Genomic DNA, 21,868 nt, shown 5'->3' with positions numbered 1-21,868 from the left:
CGGAGGTGTGGGTTCTGCGACGGTTACGGGACTACCGTGACGGGCCAACGGCCCGCCTTCACCAGCCGGATGGCCACCGATCCGATGAAGCGGTGCCCGGCCGATTCCGACGCTCCCACCACGACGGCATCGGCCTTGAGCTCGTCCGCCGCCGTCACGAGCCCGTTGTAGGGATCACCGCGGAAGGTGTGGAACTCCCAGCGCACATCCCATATGTCCTTCATCCGCGCCGTCGCTTCCTGGATCTCGTTCACCAGCCCCTCCGCGACCTCTCCGGTCGTGTCGGCGACCGGTGCGCCGAGCGCGGCCCCGGCGGGCAGCACGGGCTGGACGTAGACGAGGGCGAGCATGGCTCCCTGCCGACGGGCGAGTCCCGCCGCGTACGCCGCGGCACGCATGGACGAATCGGACCCGTCGAGGCCGGAGACGATCACTTTCGGGCCGTCTGTGCCACGTTCGAACTGGTGGGGCTGCTGGTCAGTCACGGCAGTGAGGCTATCCGCTCCCGGAGTCGGCTCCGGCCCCGGATGCGGCGCGACCTGGGAAGGGGCTGCCGGTTGCTCCGGAGTCGGTCCCTCCATTGGGTACAAAACCCCACACGGCCGGTGTCGTTGACCGGGGCGCGCTCACCGACGTGCGAGCAGTTGGTCATGAAAAATGATCAGAGGCTGCCGGGGCGCAGAATGCTGCTGAGGCTGGCTGCCGGACTCGGCACGGCCGGCGCCGTGCGTGTGATCGCGGCAGACCCGGCCGGAGCACCGTCCCGGACCTCCGCAACGGTCGCGGGCGCCGCGGGACCCCGGTCCGCCCCCCGCGCGCGGCCCTCCGCCTACCGGCTCCGGCCGATGACCGCGGGCGCCCCGCCCCGCTTCCGGCCCGCGGCGCCCCCCGTCCGCACCAGGCCCTTCGAGAAGCTGCCCGAGATCGGGCAGGCCATGGTGCTCACCTTCGACGACGGCCCCGACCCGCTCTACACCCCGCACATCCTCGCCACGCTGCGCGAACACGATGTCCGAGCGATGTTCTTCCTCTGCGGGGAGATGGCCCACGACAACCAGGACCTGGTGCGGGCGATCGCCGCCGACGGTCACACCATCGGCAACCACACCTGGACGCATCCCCTGGTCACCAGGCTCTCGCGGGCCGGCATCCGCGACGAGATCGGCCGCACCAGCGAGGTGATCGAGAAGATCACCGGTGGTGCGCCGCTCTGGTTCCGGGCGCCGTACGGAGCGTGGAACCGGAACGCCTTCGAGATCGGCGCCGATCTGGGGATGGAACCGATGGCGTGGACCGTCGACACGCTGGACTGGACCGAACCGGGTGCCGGCACGATCGTCCGCAGGGTCCGGGAAGGGGCGGCACCCGGCGTCGTCGTGCTGTCGCACGACGCGGGAGGCAATCGTTCGCAGAGCGTGACCGCGCTGCGGCGGTACCTCCCCGAACTGCTCGCGGACGGCTACCGGATCACGGTGCCGCAGCGCCGGTGAGCGCGCGGTCGGCGGGCCCGATCGCAGGGCGCGGCATCGCGGGCCGGCCGCCGCCGCGGCCCGATACGCCCGGGGGGGGCGCGGGGGGGGGGGCCCGGTGCGCGGGGGGGGGCTGGGGGGGCGGCCCGCCCCGGGGCCCCTACCCCCCGGGCCCCGGGGTCGTGCCCCCTGCCCCGGGGGCGACGGGCATATCGGGCCGCACTGCCCTGCTCTCAGTGCGGGCGGCTCTCCCTGCGCAGGCGCACCACATGGATGGCGGCGGTGGCGGCGACCACCGCCACCGCCGTTCCGACGGCGACCTTCGCGGCGTTCATCCTGGCGACGCCGTCACCGGGGTGGGCCCTGCACACCGGCCGGAGCGACCGGGGTGCCGGTGGTGGGCACGCCGGGGGCCGGGCCGACCGTGAGGCCGACCCTCGCCGTGGAGTCCGGTGACGTGTTGCAGATGAACGTCACCTCGTAGGCGGCGCCGGGCCGTGCCTCTCGGTCGACGGTGGCCGCGGCGGTTCTGCCTCTGGGGATGGTGACCGTGTCGAACACTCCGGAGCCGGCCGTGGCGGTTGTGGAGCACCCCCGGGCGGCCAGGACGACCTGGCTCCCCGGCGCGATCACCGACGGAGTGACGGTGTATCCGGTCGCGGAGGACGCGCCTGTCGACGTCGCGGCGTACGCGGATGCGGCCGCGACGGTCGGGACGAGTGCGGCGGCGCCGAGCAGGGCGACGGGTGCGACACCTATTGCGGGCATGGGTGAATCCTCCGGTCCCCGAGGAGCAGTTGCGGAACGGATTTCCACAGAGCATCAGAAATGCACCTCGACGGGCCAAACGCTAGAAGTCGCACATTTCTCCGTCGATCCGAGTGCGCCGCTCGGGGCACCGGTTTCGCCCGAGCGGCGCATTGCCCGTATGTCGGCTTTCGGTGGACGGCTATCCGCCTGCCGCCCCGGGGAACAGATCGAGGAACGGTGCCGAGGTGGCCGAGATGCCCCGGCCGAAGGGGGAGTCGAAGTCCCAGATCAGGAAGAGCAGAAAGGCGATCAGGACGCTGAAGAGGCCGGCCAGCAGCAGTTCGCGGAAGGTTCTGCGGATCTGCAGTGTGAAGATCAGCCCGATGGTCACCAGTGCCCCGATGATCAGTCCGAACCAGACCACGCCCGGCATGGTCGCCCCGGCGCTCTGGCCGCGTCCGCTGCGGGCGTCGTCGACCGCGGCGACCTCGTCGACCAGTGGCTGATATGCCTGCCCCTCGTGGTCGTTCCTCGGTCGGTAGTCGGTGACGTCGGCACGTACCCGGTCGAGGAGCCGGGCCCCCTCGTCGGTGAGGGTGCCGTGGTCCGACATGGACCGCCACTCGTCGTGGAGGACGTGACGGACGTAGGCGTCGACATCGGTGCGGATGCGCGTACGCACCTCGGCCGGGTAGACGGCGGAGCGGGCCTTCACCTCGTGCAAGGCCTGGGCCTCCAGGCGTACGTACTCCTGGGCCGCGCTGCGGCCCTCCCAGACGCCCGCGATGGCGAGGCCCAGCACGATCGCGTAGACCACGCCGATCATCATCGTCATGTACTCGATGACGTCAGGCGTCTCGGACGGGTCGTCATCGTCCGCGAGCCGACGGTTGCTGAGTACGGCGATGGTCAGGACGACGGCGCTGGCCGCAATCATGGCGAGGGTGAGAACAAGCCATTCCGACATGTTTCCTCCGAAGGTCATCGGGAGCGGGGACGCAGCACGGCGACGGCGAACACCGCAGGGGCCGTGATCATGAGGGTGAGGGTGACCAGGGAGGTGCCGCGGCGCGGGACCTTGCGTGGCGGCTTGCGGTAGGTGGGGAGCGCCACGGGCCGGGGCGCGGGAGGCGTGGAGCGTACGGAGGGCGAGGGCGAGGGCGAGGGCGAGGGCGGAGGGGGCGGTGGCGCAAGGGGTGGTGGCGCAGGCTCCGGTTCCGGAGGCGGCGGCGCATGGGTCGGTGGCGGTGGGGGCGGTGGCGGTGGCGGTGGGGGCGGCGCCGGTCTGGGCGGTGGGGTCGGCTTGGGCATGGGGCCCGCGTGACAGTGGCCGTCGCCCGACACGGCGACCGCCGAACTCCCGCCGTCCTCCCCGATGGAGGCGTACGCACAGTTGTCCGCCACCGCGGGTGCAGGGGCGCTCAGCAGCCAGAGGAGTACGACGGCCGCCGCGAGCCGTCCTATGAGTGATCCGTACACGACGGGGAGCATGTTCCGGCCCGTCGCGGCACACGCCGGGGGCGGACCGGATTCCCCTGATGGTGGGGACATGGAGCGCCGGATGTTTGCGGCTCAAGGAAATTCTGGGAACGCGTTGAACAAAGCGGGGCACCACCCTTGCCGGGGGCCGTGGATGAGCGACTGCGCATCGCAGTCTGGCCGGGGCGAAGGGGAGTTGTCGCGTACCGTCGGCGGAATGCCTCGCACATGAGGACGCCGGAGGTCCTCCTCGCGCTCACGGTGGCGTGCGGTCGGGATGAGGCGCGGCGCAGGGCCGGCGATGCCCAGGGGCAGCAGGTGGGCGACAGCCGGTTCATGTCCGCGTCGGACGACGGGAAGGCCGCGGTGAACGCCGAGCGCCGCTCGGCGCCGACCCCGGTGAACTCGCGAGGCATTCGGCATCGAAGGATCCGGAACTCGGAGCCATTGTCGTCGAGAAGTGCGGCAGGACGGTCTCACGCTTCAAGAAGGATGTCGCGCTGTCGATGAACCTGGTCCGCACGGGTTCCCGCTGATGGAAGTGCCCAGGCGCCCATTGGCGATGATTGATGTCAAAGGCGTCACCAACAAGGGGTTTGCCGCTTTCGATCGGCCCGGCGGACTTGAACGGCAAGCCATCCACTGCTGTCAGGTCCATACCTTCACCGGCGAGGTGAAGTCGGGGAGGACACCAACGGCCAAGGCGTCGGCAGCACATGATACGTGGAGCCCCCGACGCCGAACTGCTGGTGCCCCCCGAGTAACCCGAAGTGCCTCTGTGCGGCCGGTTCGTCGCCGAATGTCACACGTAGCGACAGACCGATCGCACATGCCACTGGTGTGTGACCAATAACGGACGGCTAATTTCCGTTTCCGCTCGCTCTCCTGGCGGTCGATCAGTAGCCTCTGGACAACACTGACCATGAACATGGCCGGATCGCCGTGGCGACTTGTTGGAGACATCGATGGAGCGTCCCGCCTGGGCACCGCAAGGCATTGACATCACTGTGCCGAGCGTGTCTCGCATGTACGACTTCTATCTGGGCGGATCGCACAATTTCGAGGTGGACCGGGAAGCGGCTCGCAAGGCGATGGAGTTCCTGCCGGGACTCCCCAAGATCATGCAGGCGAATCGCGCCTTTATGCGCAGGGCCGTGCGTTATGCGGTAAGCGAGGGCATCACCCAGTTCCTGGACATCGGCTCCGGAATACCGACTTTCGGCAATGTGCACGAAGTCGCGCAGGCGGCCGACCCCGAGGCCCGGGTGGCATATGTCGATCACGACCCCGTCGCGGTCGCGCACAGCCAGGCCGTACTCGAAGGAAACGACCGGGCGGTGATCGCCGCCGCGGATCTGCGCCGCCCGCGGGAGATCGTGAAGAGCCCGGAGATCTCCGAACTGCTGGACCTGAAGCGTCCGGTGGCTCTGCTCCTCGTCGCCGTACTGCACTTCATCGAGGACTCCGACGACCCGCGGAGCGCGCTCACCGAACTGCGCGAGGCACTGGCCCCCGGCAGCCTCGTCGTCATCACCCACGCGTCGTACGAGGGGATTCCGGTCACCCAGGAGGAGGCGGGCGGCGCGGTCGGCGTCTACAAGAACATCCGCAACCCTCTGATCATGCGTTCGCGCGACGAGATCAGCCGGTTCTTCGAGGGGTACGAGATGGTCGAGCCCGGACTCGTGTCGATGCCGAACTGGCGCCCCGACACCCCTCTGGCGCCGGAGCACGAGGACCCATTCGCCTTCTCGGGCTTCGCGGGAGTGGGACGCAAGGCGTGAGCATTCCCGCCCAGTCGTCCGGAGCGCCCGACACGGAGCCCGACGGCCCCGAGGACCGGCTCCGGAGATTCGCCACGATCTGGAGCCGGGCCATCTTCCCGTCGACGGCTACCTCCATGACGCGCCCGGAGTTCGAACAGCATCTGCTGCCGCTGGCCCGTGTGCTCAGCGACATCCTGCACGCGCGGCCCTTCGACGCGGCTCCCGCGAGCGAGGTGGGCGCCGCCCTCGTCGGCGCGCACTGCACGGATCCGGACGCGCTCAGCAGCACGCTCGGTGTGGTCGACTCGTACCTCGTGCTCTACTGCGGCGGCAACGGCGAGACGCTGGTGTCGACCGAGGACAGCAGAGCCCGCTGTGCCCGGATGCAGCACGCCCTCGCGGCCGGCTTCACCCAGGCGCTGCGCGAGCGGACCCTCGCCGAACAGGAGGCCATCGCCCGCTCGGCACTCACCGCCCGCTCGAATGCCGAGCAGGCCCTGCACGCCACGGAGGCACGCTTCCGCGCCGTCTTCAAGGACGCGGCCGTCGGCATCGGGATCGCCGACCTGGACGGCAATGTCCTGGAGGTCAACGACACCCTGACCCGGATGTTCGGCGGGCTGGAGCACCATGTGCGCAGCCACAAGATCAACGAGTGGGTCCACCCGGAGGACTCGCCGCAGGTCTGGAAGTACTACAACGAGCTGGTCCGCGGCGAACGCGAGCACTACCGGGTCGAGAAGCCGTACTACCGCAACGACGGCACGGTCCTGTGGACCAATCTGACGGTGTCGCTGCTGCGCGACGCCGAGGGCCGACCGGAATACCAACTGGCGCTGTTGGAGGACACCACGGAGCGTCGGCTGCTCAACCTGCGGCTGCGGTACGAGGCCACCCACGACGCGCTCACCGGCCTGCCCAACCGGACGCTGTTCTTCGAGCGGCTGGAGAAAGCGCTCTCAACCGACGACGGCAGCCGCTTCGGCCTGTGCTACCTCGACCTCGACGGCTTCAAGGCCATCAACGACAGCCTCGGTCACGCGTCGGGCGACCGGCTGCTGGTCGAGGTCGCCGACCGGCTGCAGAGCTGTGCGACCGCGCCCGGCGAGATGGTGGCACGGCTCGGCGGCGACGAGTTCGTGGCCCTGACCACGGGCCCCGACACCCGGACGGAGGTCGACGAGCTGGCCTGCCGGATCCTCGGCGTGCTCAGCACCCCGATCCGCCTGGAAGGCCGTGAGCTGACCGTGCGCGGCTCCATCGGGGTCGTCGAAGGGCCCGCCGGTGAACGCAGCGCCGCCGAGGTGTTGCGCAGCGCCGACATCACGATGTACCGAGCCAAGTCGGCGGGCGGCAACCGCTTCGAGCTCGCCGACGCCGAGGCGGACGCCCGTGCCATCACCCGGCACGGGTTGACCACCGCCCTGCCGGCGGCCCTGGAGCGCGGTGAGTTCTTCATCGAGTACCAGCCCCTGGTGCACCTGGGCGACGGCTCGGTGCACGGCGCGGAGGCGCTGGTGCGCTGGTGCCACCCGCAGCACGGGGTGCTCGGTCCCGACCGCTTCATCCCGCTCGCCGAGCACACCGGGCTGATCGTGCCGCTCGGCCGCTGGGTGCTGGAGGAATCCGTGCGCCAGGCCAATTTCTGGCAGGAGCGGCACAGCGACGGCGGTCCGCTGCGGATCAACGTCAACCTGTCGCCGACGCAGCTGCACCACCCGAGGCTGGTCGCCGAGACCGTCGACGTACTGGAGCGGTCGGGGCTCGACCCCGGGGCGCTGTGCCTCGAGGTCACCGAGTCCGCGCTCATCGGTGCGGACGACGATCTGCTCAAGCCGCTGCGGCAACTGTCCGAGATGGGCGTCGACATAGCGCTCGACGACTTCGGAACCGGGTACTCGAACCTGGCCAACCTGCGCCGGCTCCCGGTGAGCGTGCTCAAGCTGGACCGCTCCTTCACCCAGGGAATGCAGCAGCATCCGGTGGACCCGGTCGATATGAAGATCGTCGAGGGGATCGTCTCGCTGGCGCACAGCCTGGACCTCGCGGTCACGGTGGAGGGCGTGGAGACCGGGGCCCAGGCGGAGCAGCTGCGGAATCTGGGCTGCGACACGGCACAGGGGTGGTACTACGCACGTCCCGGAGCGCCCGACCGGATCCACTCGCTGCTGCTGGCCGACGCGGAGTGAGGGACGCGGGAGGGTGTCGGCGCGGTTCTCGAGGGCCGGACGGGCCGGATCAGCCCGTCCGGCTGGCGAGCAGCACCTTCTGCAACTCGCGTGCCGCGCGCGGCGGCGCCACATCGCTGCGGTGCGCGAGTGCGATCGTGCGCCGCAGCCCCGGCCGGGCCAGCGGTGTGGTCCGCAGGTCGTGACCGGCCCGGACGGCGACCATGCTGGGCACCACCGCGATCCCGAGCCCCGCCCGGACGAAGCCGAGCACCGCGTCCATCTCTCCGCCCTCCACTGTGAACGACGGCTCGAAACCCTCCGCGCGACAGGCCGCGACCGTCAGTTCGCGCAGGTCGTAGCCGTGCCGGAACATCACCAGGGATTCACCCTGGAGGTCGGCGATGCGTACGCTCCCGCCCCGGCCGGGCCGTGGCGCCCGCGCCGACGAGACCACGACCAGGTCCTCCTGGAGCAGCTCGACCGTGGTGAGCGCGGGGGAGGCGGCGGGCAGCGGCAGCACGACCAGGGCGAGGTCGAGGGCGCCGCGCGCCAGCTCCCGCACGAGGTCCAGCGAGCCGCCCTCCTCCAGCAGCAGTCGGATCCCCGGGTGCCGGTCGTGGAAGGCGCGCAGCACGTCGGGCAGGAGACCGGTGCAAAGGCTGGGCGTCGCGCCGAGCCTGACTCGGCCCCGGCGCAGCTGCGCCAGCTCCTGCACCTCGTGGCGTGCGGTGTCGGCGTCCGCGAGGATGCGGCGGGCCAGCGGCAGCAGGGCCTCGCCCGCGTCGGTGAGGGTGATGTTGCCGCGCGCCCGGCTGAACAGCTCCGCCCCCAGCTCGTTCTCCAGCGCCCTGATCTGCTGGGAGAGGGAGGGCTGAGAGACGTGCACCTCCTCCGCGGCACGGGTGAAGTGGCGCGTCTCCGCCACGGCCACGAAATACATCAGCTGCTGGAATTGCATACACGCAGCCTAGCGGCGGCGATAGCCAAAGCCTATGAACATGAGCCGCACCATGTCTTGGACTGATGGGGCCTTTCGGCCCTAGCGTCGTGTCCATGGCATTGGCAACACGGGCGGACCGACGGCCGTCCATGACGCGTACGCTCTGGGACTCGTCCGTCGGCAAGAAGACGATCATGGCCGTGAGTGGTCTGATCATGCTCCTCTACTTGGTCGTCCACATGATCGGGAACCTGAAGATCTTCTTCGGGTCCGGCGAGTTCAACCACTACGCGCACTGGCTGCGGACCATGGGGGAGCCCTTCCTGCACTACGAGTGGGCCCTGTGGATCGTCCGCGTCGTGCTCGTCCTCGCCGTGGTGCTGCACGCCGTCTCCGCGTACCAGCTGAGCCGCCGCGACATCAGGGCACGCCCCGCCAAGTACGTCCACAAGAAGCCGCGCGCCGGCTATGCCACCCGGACCATGCGCTGGGGCGGGATCATCCTCGCCCTGTTCATCGTCTGGCACATCCTCGACCTGACGACGGGCACCGTGCATTCCGGCGGGTTCCAGTCCGGGCACCCGTACCAGAACGTCATCGACACCTTCTCCACCTGGTACGGCAACACGATCTACATCGTCGCCATGCTCGCCCTCGGACTCCATGTGCAGCACGGATTCTGGAGCGCCGCCCAGACCCTCGGCGCGGGCAGGGCAACCCGTGAGCGCGTCCTCAAGACCATCGCCAACGTCCTCGCACTGGTGCTGACGGTGGGCTTCATCTCCGTACCCGTCGCCGTCATGACCGGAGTCGTGAGCTGACATGTCCGACTACTCGCACTACGAGACGGGCACGCCCGTCGTCGACACCAAGGCCCCCGAAGGCCCCGTCGCCGAACGCTGGGACACCCGCCGCTTCCAGGCCAAGCTGGTCAATCCGGCCAACCGCCGCAAGCACACCGTCATCGTCGTCGGCACCGGCCTGGCCGGTGGTTCGGCCGGCGCGACACTGGCCGAACAGGGTTACCACGTCGTGCAGTTCTGCTTCCAGGACTCGCCCCGCCGCGCCCACTCGGTCGCCGCGCAGGGTGGTATCAACGCCGCGAAGAACTACCGCAACGACGGCGACTCGATCCACCGGCTCTTCTACGACACGGTCAAGGGCGGCGACTTCCGGGCCCGCGAGTCCAATGTGCACCGGCTCGCCCAGATCTCCGTGGAGATCATCGACCAGTGCGTCGCCCAGGGCGTCCCTTTCGCCCGCGAGTACGGCGGACTCCTCGACAACCGGTCCTTCGGCGGCGTCCAGGTCTCCCGCACCTTCTACGCGCGCGGCCAGACGGGACAGCAGCTCCTCCTCGGCGCCTACCAGGCGCTGTCCCGGCAGATCGCCGCCGGCAACGTCGAACTGCACGCCCGTACCGAGATGCTCGACCTGATCATCGTCGACGGCAAGGCCCGCGGTATCGTCGCCCGCGATCTCGTCACCGGGAAGATCGACACCTACTTCGCCGACGCGGTCGTCCTGGCCAGCGGTGGCTACGGCAACGTCTTCTATCTGTCGACGAACGCCATGAACTCCAACGCCACCGCCGTCTGGCGCGCACACCGCCGCGGCGCCTATTTCGCCAACCCCTGCTTCACCCAGATCCACCCCACCTGCATCCCGCGCACCGGCGACCACCAGTCCAAGCTGACCCTGATGAGCGAGTCGCTGCGCAACGACGGCCGGATCTGGGTGCCGAAGGCCAAGGGCGACGACCGCCCCGCCAACGAGATCCCCGAGGACGAGCGCGACTACTACCTGGAGCGCATCTACCCCGCCTTCGGCAACCTCGTCCCCCGGGACATCGCCTCCCGCGCGGCGAAGAACGTCTGCGACGAGGGACGCGGCGTCGGCCCCGGCGGACAGGGCGTCTACCTGGACTTCGCCGAAGCCGTCCAGCGCATGGGCAGGGCCGAGGTCGAGGAGAAATACGGCAACCTCTTCGACATGTACGCACGGATCACCGCGGAGAACCCGTACGAGACCCCGATGCGGATCTACCCCGCCGTGCACTACACGATGGGCGGACTCTGGGTCGACTACGACCTCCAGACCACGCTCCCGGGCCTGTTCGCGATCGGGGAGGCCAACTTCTCCGACCACGGCGCCAACCGGCTCGGCGCCTCCGCGCTGATGCAGGGCCTCGCCGACGGCTACTTCGTCCTGCCGTCGACCATCAACGACTACCTGGCCCGCAATCCCCACCACGACGAGGTCGACGCCTCGCACCCCGCCGTCGAAGAGGTCGTCGCGGACACCGAGGACCGGCTGAACCTGCTGCTCTCCGTCGACGGTGACCGCACCCCCGACTCCTTCCACCGCGAGATCGGTGAACTCATGTGGGAGTACTGCGGAATGGCCCGCACCGAGGAGGGGCTGCGCACGGCACTCGACCGGATCCCGCAGATCCGCGAGGAGTTCTGGCGCCGCATCAAGGTGCCCGGCACCGGCGACGAGTTCAACCAGTCGCTGGAGAAGGCCAACCGCATCGTCGACTACCTGGAGCTCGCCGAGTTGATGTGTCTCGACGCCCTGCACCGCGCCGAGTCCTGCGGAGGCCACTTCCGCGAGGAGTCGCAGACCCCGGACGGTGAAGCCGCCCGTCGGGACGAGGAGTTCTCCTACGCCGCCGCCTGGGAGTTCTCCGGCACCGGCGAGGCACCCGTCCTGCACAAGGAAGACCTCGTCTTCGAGTACGTCCACCCCACCCAGCGGAGCTACGCATGAAGCTCACCCTGCGCGTCTGGCGCCAGAAGAACGCCGACGCCCCCGGCGCCATGTCCACCTACGAGGTGGACGGCATCTCGCAGGACATGTCGTTCCTGGAGATGCTCGACACCCTCAACGAGGAACTCATCCTCGCCGGCGACGACCCCGTCGCCTTCGACCACGACTGCCGTGAGGGCATCTGCGGCGCCTGCAGCCTCGTCATCAACGGCGACGCCCACGGCCCCGAACGCACCACCACGTGCCAGCTCCACATGCGGTCCTTCGAGGACGGCGACACGATCGACATCGAACCGTGGCGCGCCTCGGCCTTCCCGGTCGTCAAGGACCTGGTGGTGGACCGCTCGGCCTTCGACCGGATCATCCAGGCGGGCGGGTACATCTCCGCCCCGACCGGCACCGCCCCCGAGGCGCACGCCACACCGGTACCCAAGCCGGACGCCGACTTCGCCTTCGAGCATGCCGAGTGCATCGGCTGCGGTGCCTGTGTCGCGGCCTGCCCCAACGGCTCGGCGATGCTCTTCACCTCGGCGAAGATCAACCATCTCAATGTCCTGCCGCAGGGCGCCCCCGAGCGCGAGACCCGGGTCCTCGACATGGTCGGACAGATGGACAGCGAGGGCTTCGGGGGCTGCACCCTCACCGGGGAATGCGCCACGGCCTGTCCGAAGGGCATTCCGCTGCCGTCGATCTCGGCCATGAACAAGGAATGGCTGCGGGCGACCCGCAAGGTGCGCCGCTGAGAGCACGGCCGATTTCCCGGCCCCGGAGGCCGCCCACCTCCGGGGCCGGGAAGTCTCAGCCGCTGCGCCGGGTCAGGACGTCACGGCGAGGTCGTCACCGTAGACCGTGCCCTGCCCGTACCAGCCGTGCAGATAGACGGTCACCGCCCCGGTCGCCCCCGTGGTGAACGCCACCGACTGCTTGGCGTAGCCGCTCGACGATCCCCAGGTGCTCGCCGAGGCGTCTCCCCGCACACCGAGGTAGCCGTAGGAGCCCTGCACCCAACCGCTCAGCGTGTACGTGGTGTGGGGAGACAGGGTGAGCGTCTGTGCGCACTCGCCCGTCCGCGACGAGGTGGCCGTTGCCGCGAGCGCGTGCGCACCGCTGTGGACCGGGGTGGAGACGACCGAGCCGCCGGACTCACAGGTCCAAGGGCTCAGCGAACCCGTCTCGAAGTCGCCGTTCACCAGGGCGCCCGTGCCGCCGCCCGGACCCGACACCGTCAGGGTGAAGGCCGCCGCATGGCTGAGTGCGCCCGCCGTACCGTTCACATCGATCTTGTACGTGCCGGGCGCCGCGGACGCCGAAGCGCTGACCGTCAGCTTCGATGTACCCCCGGCGGTGAGCGAGGTCGGGCTGAGCGTCGCCGTCACGCCGGCGGGAGCTCCGCTCGCCGTCAGCGCCACGGTCTTTGCGTTGCCGGAGGTGACCGCGGTGTTCACGGTCGCGGTGGTGGAGCCACCGGGCGCGACCGTGGCCGAACCGGGCGCGACGGCCACCGAGTAGTCGTCCGTCACCGGACCCGCGCCGCTCGTGAACGGCGCGAAGGTGTGCGAGAAGTACCAGGTGTCCTGGGCGATTCCGGAACAGGTGTCGCTGCCCCCGGTGCCGGGGCAGCCTCCGTTGTCGCGCTGGAGCGCCCAGAACGACAGGGTGCTGACGCCCTTGGCGACGGCCCAGTTGTAGACCGAGGTCGCGTCGGCCGTGGTGAAGGTCTCCGCGGGACCGTAGTCGTCGATGCCGGGCATCTCGATGATGCCGGTCATGCCCCACAGCTGGGCGTCGGTCTTCGACGGGTAGAGGGCGGCCAACTGGCCCTTCAGACCGGTGATCGCCGTCTGGGTGTCCTGCGCCATGTTGTGCGAGGCGCCGTCGTAGTAGTCGAACGTCATCAGGTTCACCACGTCGACCCTGGTGCCGTTGGACACGGCGTTCTCCAGCACCGCCAGACCGCTGTCCGCGAGTCCGCTCGTGGTGGTGGGCAGGGTGTAGGAGATCTGCACCGAGCGGCCGTTGGCGGCGGCCCAGTCCTGGACCTTCTTGATCGCCTTGTTGCGGCGGTCGACACCGGCGCTGTTCTCCAGGGAGTTGTCCTCGATGTCCATGTCGAGGCGGGACACGTCGTAGGTCGTGATGACCTTCTCGTACGCTGCCGCGATGGAGTCGACGTTCGTACAGCTGTCGGCGATCTCGGTGCCGCCGTTGTCGGCCGTGTATCCGCCGAACGACGGGATCACATCGCCGCCGCGCGACCGCATGGTGGTGAAGTCGGCGCCGAACTCGGACTGGGCGATGGGGGTGCTCGAATCGCCGTTCCAGTAGGGGGTGCAGGAACCGCGGGCCTCCGTCTGGATGAAGGCCATGGTCAGGTACTTGGCACCGGACGCCTGCGCGAGCGCGGCCGGGCTGTCGCCGTTCCACGCCTCGAAGTACGGGGCGAAGACATGCGCGGGCAGGGGGGTGGCGGCGGTCGTGGCGGCCTCGGCGCCGACGCCTGATCCGAGGACCAGACCGGCGGAGGCGATGGTCGTCGCCAGGACACTCAGGACTGCGCCGAGTGTTCTTGGACGTCTCATGGGGTGCTCCCAGCGGGGTGAGACAACGGGCGGATCGCACGGTTCGGCCGCGCCCGGTCGGGGGCGCGGCCCGTTCCTGTGATTCCCGGCCGGGGGTCACATGCCGCACGGCATGGAGCGACCGTGAGGCATGCCCATGATTGGTCTGGACCATCCTTCGGTCAATGCTCTTTGCCTTTTCATTTCCCATTGCTTGCCTGATGCGGCAACTCACCATCGGGGAAAAGGAGTTGAGTCATCAGCTCAGTCGGAGCGAGGCCCTGAGGTACGCCGCGGTGCGGCTGCCCTCCGCGCGCGCGACCTCCGTGGGCGATCCCGCCGCCACGATCCGGCCGCCCCGGTCGCCGCCTCCGGGACCGAGGTCGATCACCCGGTCGGCGCCCGCCACCACGGCCATGTCGTGCTCCACGACCACGACGGTGTTGCCCGCGTCCACCAGTCCGTGCAACTGCCGCATCAGCACCTCGACATCGGCGGGATGCAGCCCCGTCGTCGGCTCGTCCAGCAGATAAAGGGTGTGGCCCCGGCGCGTGCGCTGGAGCTCGGCGGCCAGCTTGATCCGCTGAGCCTCGCCGCCCGACAGCTCCGTGGCCGGCTGACCGAGCCTCAGATAGCCGAGACCGACCTCGAGCAGCGTCCGCAGACTGCGCTCGGCGGCGGGCGTACCGGCGAAGAAGCCGGCCGCCGACTCCACCGTCAGATCCAGGACCTGCGCGATGTCCAGGCCGCGCAGGGTGACCTCCAGGGTCTGTGGGTTGTACCGCGCACCGTGACAGTCCGGGCAGGGCGCGTACGTGCTGGGCAGGAAGAGCAGCTCGACGGAGACGAAACCCTCGCCCTGGCAGGTCTCGCACCGCCCGCCCGGCACATTGAAGGAGAACCGCCCCGCCTTGTAGCCGCGTTCGCGCGCCGTGTCCGTCTCGGTGAACAGCTTCCGCACGACGTCGAAGAGCCCGGTGTACGTGGCGAGATTGGAACGGGGGGTACGGCCGATCGGCTTCTGGTCGACCTGCACGAGGCGGTCCACCGCCTCCAGCCCCTCAGCCGACGCGCACCAGGGCGGGGGAAGCTCCGCGGGCGGACCCGAGGCGGCGGACACCTGCCGGTCGGCGAGCACACCGGCCAGGACCTGACCGACCAGGGTCGACTTCCCGGACCCCGAGACGCCGGTGACGGCGGTGAACACCCCCAGCGGGAACTCGGCGTCCACCCCTCGCACATTGTGGCGGTCGACCCCGTTCAGTTTCAGCGAGCCCGACGGTGTACGCACCTGCCGCACCGGTGCGGGACCTTCATCGAAGAGGAAGCGCCGGGTCGCCGACTCCGTCACCTCCGCGAGCCCGGCCGGCGGACCGCTGTGCAGTACCCTGCCCCCGTGCTCACCGGCCAGCGGCCCCACGTCGACCAGCCAGTCCGCCCGGCGCACCACATCCATCTGATGCTCCACCACGAAGACCGAGTTCCCGGCCTCCTTCAGTCGGCCCAGCACTCCCAGCAACGACTCGGTGTCCGCCGGGTGCAGACCGGCCGACGGTTCGTCCAGTACATACACGACACCGAACAGGCCGGAGCGCAGTTGGGTGGCGAGGCGCAGCCGTTGCAGCTCGCCGGAGGACAGCGTCGGAGCCGTGCGGTCGAGGCTGAGATAGCCGAGGCCGAGCTCGGTGACCGTCTCGATCCGGGCGAGCAGATCCGCCGTCAGGACCCGCGCCGTGTCGCTCCCGCCCGCCGTGCGCAGCACCTCGGCGAGAGAGGTGAGCGCAAGCGCGGCCAGTTCGGCGATCGAACGGCCGGCGAAGGTGACGGCCATCGCCTCCGGGCGCAGCCGGCCGCCACCGCAGACCGGGCAGGGGGCACTGGTGAGGAAGCGCTCGGCCTTGGCGCGCAGCGTGCGGCTCTTGGAATCCGCGAAGGTGTGCAGCACATAGCGGCGGGCGCTCATGTACGTGCCCTGGTAGGGGCGTTGGATGCGTCCCGCGTCCCGCACCGGGTGGACGGTCACCACCGGCTGCTCATCGGTGAACAGGATCCACTCGCGGTCCGCGGCGTCCAGCTCGCGCCACGGGCGGTCGACGTCGTAGCCGAGCGCGTCCAGCACATCGCGCAGGTTCTTGCCCTGCCAGGCCCCCGGCCAGGCGGCGATCGCGCCGTCCCGGATCGACAGCGAGGGGTCGGGGACCAGCAGTTCCTCGGTGGTGCGGTGGATGCGGCCGAGACCGTGGCACTCGGGGCATGCCCCGGCAGCGGTGTTCGGCGAGAAGGAGTCGGAGTCCAGCCGTTCGGCACCGGGCGGGTAGCTCCCGGCGCGCGAGAACAACATGCGCAGGGAGTTGGAGAGCGTGGTGACCGTCCCGACCGAGGAACGGGCGCCGGGCGCCGAACGGCGCTGCTCCAGCGAGACGGCGGGCGGCAGTCCGGTGATCTCGCCGACCGCGGGAGCACCGACCTGATGGATCAGCCGACGGGCGTACGGGGCGACGGACTCGAAGTAGCGGCGCTGGGCCTCCGCGTAGATCGTGCCGAACGCGAGGGAGGACTTCCCGGAGCCCGAGACGCCGGTGAACACGGTGAGGGTGTCGCGCGGGATGTCGACCGAGACGTCCTGGAGATTGTGCTCACGGGCGCCGCGCACCCGGACGTACGGATCGTGGGGGGTGGGCATGGGCGCGTGGACTCCGTAGAGATCGGGGCAGAGGCGGCAGCCTGGGGACAAACACTCCGATTCTAGGCGCCGGGAGTGGTCCGGGGGCGGCTGCTGCCGGGCACGGACCCGCAGAAGCCGGAGGCCGGCCCTGTGCGGGCCGGCCTCGGACGACGGACACACTCGCCCTCCCGTTGTCCGCCGACGGACCGGGGGCGGACAGGGCCGAAGGACCTCAGCGGGACGGACGCAGCGCGCGCTTGATGGGCCGCCCGACGACACTGCGGGCCCGCTGGTACGTGGAGCGCTGGACCGGCACCGCGGAGTTCTTCGCGAGCTTCCGCTTGAGCTGGTTGTTCTGCTCGGTGAGGTCCGTCAGCTGGGACTGGAGCCAACCCAGGCGCGCGCTCATCGTGGAGGCGTCGGCGCCGACCCACGGGCGGATGCCCGGCGGGAAGGCCAGCCCGCTCATCCGCTCCTCGAAGGCAGCACCGCCGTCCCCGTGGGTGAAGGTGTTCTCCAGGCCGTTCTTGTCCAGGAAGTTCATGAACCGGTCGAACCGTTCCTGGTGGCCGTGTGTCAGCGGTCCGAAGTCGGCCTCGGCGTAGAGCTCGGCGGGGTCGAGATCTGAGGGGGCCTTGGCGAGCATCCGGTGCGGGATGTCGAAGTAGCGGCACAGCTCCAGCGTCCTGGAGTCGCCGCAGAGCACGGTGGCGGGCGTGCCGGCCAGCAGCGCCGCGATGTTGCCGTGGATCCGGGAGCCGAAGGAGAAGTCGAAGCCCCGTAGGTCATCCATCCAGGCGGCCGGGTCGACATAGACGCGGACCTTGTCCTCCCGGTACATGGGATGGTCGGGATGGGTGGGGATGTCGGTCAGCGCGGCGTTCTGATGGGACATGTCGCGCCAGTGCAGCTGACGTGCTTCGGAGAGGTTCTGGCCGATGAACCGGAGATGGGGGTAGCGGGCGTGGGTGCGGTTGATGATCCGCCCGAGCTTGTGCTTCCGCACGGCGTCGTGGGATCCGTTGACGGAGATCCGCGAGTCGGGCCCGAGCGCCCGGCCGCTCTTCCGGATGTCGAGCCTGGTGCCGTTGAGGAACATCGAGGGGCAGCCGATGACGTCCACGTCACGAAAGCCCATGTCCCGCAGATACCGCTCGGTGAACTCCCCGCGCACACCGATCGAGGCGCTGTGGTCGAGCACGGCGGAGACGAACGCGTAGACCGTGGACTGCATGGGACGCAGCCGGTCCGCGGAGTAGTTGACGCCGGTCTGGGCACCCACGCCCGGCACGACGACCGGGATCTTGAGCTTCGAGATGAGCTGGGTCAGACGCTCCAGCTGGCGCTCGAAGGACGGCCGGAAGGCGTTGGCGAGCGGGATGACGAAGACGTCGAACTCGCTGTTGATGCGGTCGGCGTCGGCGACCCTGGTGGTGATGCCGTTCGACACCACTTCCGAACGCGGCGTCTCCAAAATCTTGTGGGCGGCATCGCTGAAGATCAGGTTGCCCGAGTTGGTGGCGAACACGTCCTCGTGGAGAGCGCGCTCGACAGGGACGACGTCGTAGGGGCTCTTCCCTGAACGCAGGAGTATTCGCTTCACATGGTTAACGTTGGATGCCACAAAGCTGAATATAGCTTTACGAATGCTTTTGGTTCCATGCGCATCCTGTACAACCTTTTACGGTCTACACGGAACGTGGGTACATGATCACACATCCGCGCACGAACGGGGTGAGGTCGGGGTGCGACTTCTCGGAACCGTCCTGCAGTGCGTCGGCGACGCTCTTCTGACGCCCTCTTGAGTGCCGGGCGGCCCCGCCGTACGCTGCGTTCCGCCTGTGGGTGCGCCTACCGGGGAGGTGGAAGCGCCGTCATGGTCGACGCACTGTCCGAGAACGACATCCTCGAAGCCGTCGCCCGGCACATCGGCCGACCGGGACAGGGGCCGCAACTGCGGCGGACCGGCGCCGACATCACCCGGCTCCCGATGCTCGACCTGCGCATCGTCCGCTGCGTGGAGACCCGCACCACGCGGCCGGAGTCCAGGCCCGGCACGTACGACACGTCGAAGCGGGCCGAGTACGAAGGTGACCTGCGCGATCATCCGGTCGATCCGCCGAAGGACCCGGGGGTGTCGCGGACGGTGGAACTCGTGCTCCGCGGTTCGGTGAGAACGGTGCCCTGTGGCTGCGACGGGGGACGGCAGCCCTGCTCGCGCTGCCGGGCCAGGGGAAGGCTGCGCTGCGACATCGGCCCGGTGTGCCCGGCCTGCGAGGGCGTCGAGCCGTGTACCTGGTGCGACGGCACCGGCGAACGCCGCAAGGACCGAACGCCGCCCCAGTCGGCACGGCAGAAGTCCGCTGCCGGTCGGACCGCCTGTGTGAAGTGCCGTAAGCCCCGCACTGCTTGTCCGGAATGTCGGGGATGGGGTGCCAAGAGGTGTCCGAAGTGCGATGACACGGGCTTCCGGGTCTGCCCGGTCTGCTCGGGGGAGGGATCGACGGCGCACGACGCCTGCGACGGCACGGGCCTGGTCACCCGCTGGACCGGGGGATCGGTCGGGCAGGCCCCCGACCGGTCCTCGTTGAGACTGCCGGAGCCGGCGCCGCCGCTGCGCTTCCGGCAGCAGGCCGGCCGTGCCGGCGCGTGGCAGCGGGTCACTCTGGGCTCGGCCGGTGCCCCGCTGCCCGACGGCCTGGACCCTGCCCATCTCGCGGCGGTCGAATCGGCTCTGACGCCGCGCCGGGGCGAGGTGGCCAGGCGCGTCGACATCGGCTGGCTGCAATCGGCCGTGGTCACCCATCCCGACGATCCCGACCACGTCTTCTACGTCTTCCCCGGACGCGAGGGGCCGGAGGTCGTCCCGATCTGGTCGAGGCGCCGGTCCCTGCGGGCCGCCGCTGTGGTGGCCGGTGTGGTCGTGCTGGTGCTGCTGATAGTGGCGTTGGTCTGATTTGCTGGGGGCGTGAGCAGCGACCACCGGCCCCTGGCCGTATTCGACCTGGACGGCACGCTCGCCGACAGCGGCCACCGGCAGCACTGCCTGGAGGGTCCCCGACGCGACTGGGACAGCTTCTTCTCCGCCGCCGTCGACGACCCGCCGCTGTCCGAAGGCGTCCGGCTGGCGCTGAGCAGCGCCGAGGACTGCGAGATCAGGTATCTCACCGGTCGGCCCGAGCGGTGCCGTCGCGACACCGTGGCATGGCTGGCGGAACAGGGCCTGCCCGAGGGGCGGTTGTACATGCGCCGCAACGACGACCGCAGGCCCGCCCGGCACACCAAGCTGGAGATCCTGCGACGGCTGGGGCGGGACCGTGAGGTGCGGATGCTGGTCGACGACGAACTCGTCTGCGACGCGGCGGAGCGGGCCGGATTCGCCGTGGTGCGGGCCCGTTGGGCGCAGGTGTCGCCCGCCCTCAAGGACGCGCAGGAGCGCGAGGGCCGAACCTGAATCCGGTGTGACCGGCTGGTGTGGACGGGGGTGCTGGTGCCGCGGGCGGCATCAGGGAGCGTAGCTCGGTTCGTCGAGTCGGAAGCCCACTTTCAGGCCCACCTGGTAGTGCTCGATTCGGCCATCCTTGATGTCTCCGCGAACCTGCGTGATCTCGAACCAGTCGAGATTGTGCAACGTTTCCGAAGCTCTGGCGATGCCCCTGCGGATGGCGTCGTCGACGCCTTCATGGGAGGTTCCCACGATCTCGGTAACCCGATAGGTGTGATTCGACATGTTATGTCTCCTCTCCTCCTTATCACGGTGCCCCACCCGGACCGGGTGCGCGAGGGGTCGGTGTGCAGAATGTGTGATGAACGGGCCTTGACCAAACCAATGGTCCATACCAAAATCCAGCCACGCCCGTGCGAGCGCCGCCCGCAGTCCCCCACACCGGGTCCTGGATTTTGTCGTGCCGTTTCGCAGAAGGTGAACCTGGTGAAGAACCGCATACTCGTCGGAGCCGTCGCGCTCGTTTCCACCTTTGCGCTGGGCGGATGCGACTTCGTCTCGGGCTCGGAGGCGTCGGGCGGCAAGAAGGTCACGATCTGGCTGATGAAGGACAGTGTGTCCGCCGATTTCCTGGAGCGCTTCACCAAGGCGTACCGCGACGAGCACCCTTCCATCGAACTGGAGTTCAAGATCCAGAGCTGGAGCGGCATCGGCCCGAAGGTCATCGACGCGCTCAAGGGCAAGGACACCCCGGACGTCATCGAGGTCGGCAACACCCAGGTCTCCCAGTACGCGGAGAGCGGCGGACTGAGCGACCTCACTCTGGAGTCCGTGCGCGACCTCGGCAGCGAGGAATGGCTGCCGGGCCTCGCCGACCCGGGCAGTATCGAGGGCGTCCAGTACGGCATTCCCTGGTACGCGGCCAATCGAGTGGTGATCTACAACAAGGATCTCTTCGAGCAGGCAGGTATCACCAGCCCGCCGAAGACCCGGGACGAGTGGATCGCGGACAGCGCCCAACTGAACCGGAACGGCAATCAGGGCATCTACCTCGCGGGCCAGAACTGGTACGTCCTCGCCGGATTCATCTGGGACGAGGGCGGCGAACTGGCCGAGGAGAGGGGCGGCAGCTGGGAAGGCACCCTGGACAGCCCCGGCGCGCTCAGGGGCATGAGCTTCTACAAGCAACTCCAGGCGCTCGGTGACGGCCCCAAGAACGCGGACGAGGAAAGGCCCCCGCAGGCCAAGGTCTTCGCCGAGGGCGACGTCGCGCAGATCATCTCGGTACCCGGCGCCGCCGCGCAGATCGAGCAGCTGAACCCTGAACTCAAGGGAAAGCTGGGCTACTTCCCGATCCCGGGCAAGACCACGAAGTCTCCCGGCTCCGTCTTCACCGGCGGATCCGATCTGATCGTGCCGGAGAAGGCGAGCCAGCGCGCCGCGGGCATCGATGTGATCAAGGCGCTCGCCGGCCAGAAGTGGCAGGAAGAACTCGCGAAGGCCATGAGCTACGTGCCCAACAAGCCCGGTCTCGCGCGTGTCATCGTGGGACAGGAGGGCACCGCCGCGATGGCCCGGGGAGCCACGAAGGGACGTGCGACCCCCAACGCGCCGCAGTGGGCGGATGTCGAGGCCGTCAATCCGATCAAGCCGTACATGACAGCGGTCCTGGAGGGCGGCGACCCGCAGGCGGAGGCGAAGGCCGCGTCTGAGAAGATCACCGAACAGCTCGCGGGCGGCTGACGCGAGCGGCTCCGGTCCGTGGCGGGAACCCGGTCCCCGGCCGGGCACACCTGGGATTCAGCCTTCGCACATCCCGGCTCTCCCATGCGGTCACGTCGAATCCAGCCGGT

The 21,868-nt window shown here is 69.4% G+C and carries 18 protein-coding genes; 9 read left to right on the top strand and 9 right to left on the bottom strand.

Translation table 11 applies throughout. The annotated features are described in order from the left end of the window. Positions 1-23: 23 nt before the first annotated feature. Positions 24-485 carry a universal stress protein gene (locus ACF1B9_RS15915; RefSeq protein ID WP_391743692.1) on the bottom strand — a complete coding sequence of 154 codons (462 nt, stop codon included), beginning with the start codon at positions 483-485 and terminating at the stop codon, positions 24-26. 165 nt (positions 486-650) lie between these two features. Between ACF1B9_RS15915 and ACF1B9_RS15910 the strand changes: the two genes are divergently transcribed. Beyond that, complete coding sequence (locus ACF1B9_RS15910; protein WP_391743694.1) at positions 651-1,490, top strand: polysaccharide deacetylase family protein; 840 nt, start codon at positions 651-653, stop codon at positions 1,488-1,490. A gap of 327 nt (positions 1,491-1,817) precedes the next feature. Here the strand turns inward: ACF1B9_RS15910 and ACF1B9_RS15905 are convergent, their stop codons facing one another. The 3 genes from ACF1B9_RS15905 to ACF1B9_RS15895 all read right to left on the bottom strand — a co-directional run bounded on the left by ACF1B9_RS15905 (position 1,818) and on the right by ACF1B9_RS15895 (position 3,332). Continuing rightward, a complete protein-coding gene (locus ACF1B9_RS15905; RefSeq protein WP_391743696.1) occupies positions 1,818-2,237 on the bottom strand; it encodes a hypothetical protein in 420 nt (139 codons plus the stop codon). A gap of 181 nt (positions 2,238-2,418) precedes the next feature. Further along, positions 2,419-3,186 (bottom strand): hypothetical protein, encoded by a 768-nt coding sequence (locus ACF1B9_RS15900; protein ID WP_391743698.1) that lies wholly within the window; start codon positions 3,184-3,186, stop codon positions 2,419-2,421. Positions 3,187-3,200: 14 nt separating this feature from the next. Then, positions 3,201-3,332, bottom strand: a complete 132-nt coding sequence (locus ACF1B9_RS15895) for a hypothetical protein (RefSeq protein WP_351084420.1) — start codon at positions 3,330-3,332, stop codon at positions 3,201-3,203. Positions 3,333-4,663: 1,331 nt separating this feature from the next. Between ACF1B9_RS15895 and ACF1B9_RS15890 the strand changes: the two genes are divergently transcribed. Continuing rightward, entirely contained in the window at positions 4,664-5,482 is an 819-nt protein-coding gene (locus tag ACF1B9_RS15890) for an SAM-dependent methyltransferase (protein WP_351084418.1), read from the top strand. Further along, the gene (locus ACF1B9_RS15885; RefSeq protein ID WP_391743700.1) at positions 5,479-7,653 is read left to right on the top strand and encodes a putative bifunctional diguanylate cyclase/phosphodiesterase; all 2,175 of its coding nucleotides are present in this window, start codon (positions 5,479-5,481) and stop codon (positions 7,651-7,653) included. Before ACF1B9_RS15890 ends, ACF1B9_RS15885 begins: the two co-directional genes overlap by 4 nt. A gap of 49 nt (positions 7,654-7,702) precedes the next feature. Here the strand turns inward: ACF1B9_RS15885 and ACF1B9_RS15880 are convergent, their stop codons facing one another. Then, positions 7,703-8,593, bottom strand: coding sequence for a LysR family transcriptional regulator (locus ACF1B9_RS15880; protein WP_391743702.1), 891 nt, complete (start codon positions 8,591-8,593; stop codon positions 7,703-7,705). A gap of 95 nt (positions 8,594-8,688) precedes the next feature. On the opposite strand from ACF1B9_RS15880, the gene ACF1B9_RS15875 reads away from it, so the two are divergent. From ACF1B9_RS15875 to ACF1B9_RS15865, 3 genes are read left to right on the top strand one after another with little or no spacing between them, the layout of a single operon-like run. After that, entirely contained in the window at positions 8,689-9,396 is a 708-nt protein-coding gene (locus ACF1B9_RS15875) for a succinate dehydrogenase (protein ID WP_391743704.1), read from the top strand. A gap of 1 nt (position 9,397) precedes the next feature. After that, the gene (locus tag ACF1B9_RS15870) at positions 9,398-11,347 is read left to right on the top strand and encodes a fumarate reductase/succinate dehydrogenase flavoprotein subunit (RefSeq protein ID WP_391743706.1); all 1,950 of its coding nucleotides are present in this window, start codon (positions 9,398-9,400) and stop codon (positions 11,345-11,347) included. Continuing rightward, entirely contained in the window at positions 11,344-12,090 is a 747-nt protein-coding gene (locus ACF1B9_RS15865; RefSeq protein WP_072488934.1) for a succinate dehydrogenase/fumarate reductase iron-sulfur subunit, read from the top strand. Before ACF1B9_RS15870 ends, ACF1B9_RS15865 begins: the two co-directional genes overlap by 4 nt. Positions 12,091-12,162: 72 nt before the next feature. Here the strand turns inward: ACF1B9_RS15865 and ACF1B9_RS15860 are convergent, their stop codons facing one another. From ACF1B9_RS15860 to ACF1B9_RS15850, 3 genes are all read right to left on the bottom strand, one after another. Beyond that, complete coding sequence (locus ACF1B9_RS15860) at positions 12,163-13,926, bottom strand: glycosyl hydrolase family 18 protein (protein ID WP_391743707.1); 1,764 nt, start codon at positions 13,924-13,926, stop codon at positions 12,163-12,165. Between the two features lie 238 nt (positions 13,927-14,164). Beyond that, positions 14,165-16,588, bottom strand: coding sequence for an excinuclease ABC subunit UvrA (gene uvrA, locus ACF1B9_RS15855; RefSeq protein ID WP_391743709.1), 2,424 nt, complete (start codon positions 16,586-16,588; stop codon positions 14,165-14,167). Between the two features lie 214 nt (positions 16,589-16,802). Further along, positions 16,803-18,194 (bottom strand): polysaccharide pyruvyl transferase family protein, encoded by a 1,392-nt coding sequence (locus ACF1B9_RS15850; RefSeq protein ID WP_391743711.1) that lies wholly within the window; start codon positions 18,192-18,194, stop codon positions 16,803-16,805. Between the two features lie 252 nt (positions 18,195-18,446). Here ACF1B9_RS15850 and ACF1B9_RS15845 point away from each other — a divergent pair, with 252 nt between their 5' ends. Continuing rightward, a complete protein-coding gene (locus ACF1B9_RS15845) occupies positions 18,447-19,526 on the top strand; it encodes a hypothetical protein (protein ID WP_391743712.1) in 1,080 nt (359 codons plus the stop codon). 12 nt (positions 19,527-19,538) lie between these two features. After that, positions 19,539-20,024 carry a hypothetical protein gene (locus ACF1B9_RS15840; RefSeq protein WP_391743714.1) on the top strand — a complete coding sequence of 162 codons (486 nt, stop codon included), beginning with the start codon at positions 19,539-19,541 and terminating at the stop codon, positions 20,022-20,024. Positions 20,025-20,075: 51 nt separating this feature from the next. On the opposite strand, the gene ACF1B9_RS15835 is transcribed toward ACF1B9_RS15840, so the two are convergent. Continuing rightward, entirely contained in the window at positions 20,076-20,300 is a 225-nt protein-coding gene (locus ACF1B9_RS15835; protein WP_391743716.1) for a dodecin, read from the bottom strand. A 201-nt stretch (positions 20,301-20,501) separates the two neighbouring features. On the opposite strand from ACF1B9_RS15835, the gene ACF1B9_RS15830 reads away from it, so the two are divergent. After that, positions 20,502-21,758: an extracellular solute-binding protein gene (locus ACF1B9_RS15830; RefSeq protein WP_391743718.1), complete on the top strand. Its 1,257-nt coding sequence runs from the start codon at positions 20,502-20,504 to the stop codon at positions 21,756-21,758. Positions 21,759-21,868: the final 110 nt, after the last annotated feature.

Origin of the sequence: Streptomyces sp. NPDC014727 (assembly GCF_043083485.1) — a bacterium.
GTDB lineage: Bacteria > Actinomycetota > Actinomycetes > Streptomycetales > Streptomycetaceae > Streptomyces.
This window is presented reverse-complemented; position numbering and strand designations above follow the sequence as displayed.